This is a genomic window from Streptococcus mitis, from assembly GCF_946190115.1.
Classification (GTDB): domain Bacteria; phylum Bacillota; class Bacilli; order Lactobacillales; family Streptococcaceae; genus Streptococcus; species Streptococcus mitis_CO.
This window is the reverse complement of the sequence record NZ_CAMHZG010000032.1, coordinates 1-3,299: the sequence shown is the minus strand read 5'-3', so window position 1 is coordinate 3,299 and position 3,299 is coordinate 1. Positions and strand designations below refer to the sequence as shown.

At 41.0% G+C, this 3,299-nt stretch carries 1 protein-coding gene; it reads right to left on the bottom strand.

Annotated features, from left to right (window positions below):
• Positions 1 to 3,299, bottom strand: a 3,299-nt coding sequence (locus N8L90_RS09235) for a G5 domain-containing protein (RefSeq protein WP_261025194.1), incomplete at both ends; no start/stop codon positions are given.

The following is a 3,299-nucleotide window of genomic DNA, read 5'->3' as shown; positions in this document are numbered from 1 at the left end:
AATACATTTCCATCTTCATCAATCCAGCGAACCTCAATCATTAGCTCTGGCAATTCAATTGAAGCCGGTAATACACCATTTTCAAAAATTGTTACCTTAGGTGGAGTTGCTGGATTTGAATGTGTACTTCCACTTACTTTTCTGAAAATGTGGGTCATTACTGGTTCATTTTCAGCTATCACAGTTCGTACAAATTCATATCCTGGAATTGATCCATGTTCAGCATCCTTTTCATTACCTGTCTTAACGGATGGTTTCAATACATTTCCATCTTCATCAATCCAGCGAACCTCAATCATTAGCTCTGGCAATTCAATTGAAGCCGGTAATACACCGTTTTCAAAAATTGTTACCTTAGCTGGATTTTCTACTGGAACTTCCACAGCTGGTTTACCTGGTTCAGTAATCTTACCTGTACCTGGAACTTTACCTTCTGGTAATTCACTGTTTGGTACTTTACCTTTACCGTCTTCACCGATTGTGACTGTGATTGGCTTATCACCTTTACCTGGGATTTCTACCGTAGTTCCTGGTGGGTATGTTGAGCCATCTGGTTTCTTCGGTGTTACTGTAACATCACCTGTCTTAGGATTTTGTTCTAACTCTACTTTTGGTTCTTTCGTTATTCCATAAGTTCGAACTGTTGTCGGAGTTACCTTACCTGTTTTTGGATCAACTTCATAGGTAGTGGTATCAATCACATCGCGACCTTCAGAATCTTTAGATTGTTCAACCTTAGTTTTCGCACCAACTTTAACGATTGTCTTGCCTGCTGGGCTGACGACTGGATTACCAACGTGTTCTGTGATATGACCGTCCTTTGGATCTACATCGTAAGTGGTTGTTGTAACTGTTTTACCTTTTTCACCCTCAGTACGCTGAACTGGTGTACCGAAGTCTTTTTCAACATCTTTAACGTATTCCACTTCTGGTTCAATCGGGGTTTCTACTACTTTGTCCTTCGCTGCGACTTTAACAATTGTTTCTGTTGGATTTACTACTACTGGTTCTCCTACTCTTTCTGTAATAGCACCTGTAGTAGAATCAACACTATATGTTGTGGTGGTAGTGCGTGAACCTGCTTGTCCTGCTTCTTCCACATTTGGTTGATCTTTGTCGCGTGTATCATCTTTCACATATTTCTTAGGTGATGGGATTGCTGTTGTTTCTACTTTATCCTTCGCTGCGACTTTAACAATAGTATTAGTTGGTTCTTTCGTACGAACTGGTTGACCTTCACTTGCTGTAATCTTTCCAGTATTAGGATCCACAGTGTAAGTTGTTGTGATAGTGTCTTCACCATCTTCACCATCTTCACCTTTAACAGTAGTTGGGGCTGTACCTTTTTCTTTCGTATCATCTTTTTCATAGACAACAGGGGATGGTACTACTCTCTTCTCAACTGTTGGTTCTTTCGTTTTCCCATAAGTTCGAACCGTTGTAGGAGTTACCTTACCTGTTTGTGGATCAACTTCATAGGTAGTGGTATCAATCACATCGCGACCTTCAGAATCTTTAGATTGTTCAACCTTAGTTTTCGCACCAACTTTAACAATTGTCTTGCCTGCTGGGGTGACGACTGGGTTGCCAACGTGTTCTGTGATATGACCGTCCTTTGAATCTACATCGTAAGTGGTTGTAGTAACTGTTTTACCCTTAGCTCCTTCAACGCGTTCATTAGGTGTGTCAACTTCTCTTTCACCATCTCTGACATACTCAACTTCTGGTTCAATCGGGTTCTCTACGACTTTGTCCTTCGCTGCAACTTTGACAATTGTTTCTGTTGGATTCACTACTACTGGTTTTCCTACTCTTTCTGTAATAGCACCTGTAGTAGAATCAACACTATATGTTGTTGTGGTAGTGCTTGAACCTGCTTGTCCTGCTTCTTCCACATTCGGTTGATCTTTGTCGCGTGTATCATCTTTCACATATTTCTTAGGTGATGGGATTGCTGTTGTTTCTACTTTATCCTTCGCTGCGACTTTGACAACTGTTTCAGTTGGTTCTTTCGTACGAACTGGCTTACCTACTGTTGGAGTAATAGCTCCTGTATTAGGATCTACTGTGTACGTTGTGGTGATCGTTTCTTCTCCAGGAATTCCTTCTTTTCTAACTGGTTCTAAATCTTTGTCACGACTATCGTCTTTTTCATAGACAACAGGGGATGGTACAAGTCTTATCTCAGTCGTTGGTTCTTTCGTTTTCCCATAAGTTCGAACTGTTGTCGGAGTTACCTTACCTGTTTTTGGATCAACTTCATAGGTAGTGGTATCAATTACATCGAGACCTTCAGAATCTTTAGATTGTTCAACCTTAGTTTTCGCACCAACTTTAACAATTGTTTTGCCTGCTGGGGTGACGACTGGATTACCAACGTGTTCTGTGATATGACCGTCGTTTGGATCTACATCGTAAGTGGTTGTAGTAACTGTTTTACCTTTTTCACCCTCAGTACGCTGAGCTGGTGTACCGAAGTCTTTTTCAACATCTTTAACGTATTCCACTTCTGGTTCAATCGGGGTTTCTACGACTTTGGATTTGGCACCAACTTTAACGACTTTTGGTACCATTTCTGTTCTACTAACGACCGGTGTTTCATCCGTTACCGTACCATTAGTTTCATTAACAAGTGTTGATGTTGTTATTACTATCTTACCTTCAGATCCATTATTGGTAACCGTATTAGTTCCTACATCTTTGGTTTTATCTGCTTCATACCGTGTTGTTACCGGAATTATTTTGGTTACGACTTTGGATTTAACGCCATTTGGACTGGCAATGTCTTTCCTTACTGTTGGAGTAAGGGCACCGGTACTTGCATTGACTTCGTAGCTTGTTGTCTTCTTAACAACATCATCGCCTTCTTTGAGGTATTCAACCTCATCTTTAGCTGGGACCTTGACCACTGTCGGTTTTGATGGGACTACTACTGCCGGTTCTTCATGTGGAATGAGGCTGCCATCTGTCGGATTCACAGTATAAGTTGTAGTTACTGTGTTTGTCCCTGGAGTACCAGATACTGTGACTTTTGATCCTCCTTTAGCCTTCGTGGAGTCTTTTTCATAACGAACACTTGGCTCTATTGGCGTAACCACAACCTTAGATTTAGCTCCATTTTGTTTGAAGATTTCCTTTTTTTCTGTTGGAGTAAGGGCACCGGTACTTGCATTGACCGCGTAAGTTGTTGTCTTCTTAACAACATCATCACCTTCTTTGAGATATTCAACCTCATCTTTAGCTGGCACTTTAACCACTGTAGGAGTTGAAGGTTTGATAACTGGTTTTCCTTCATGTGG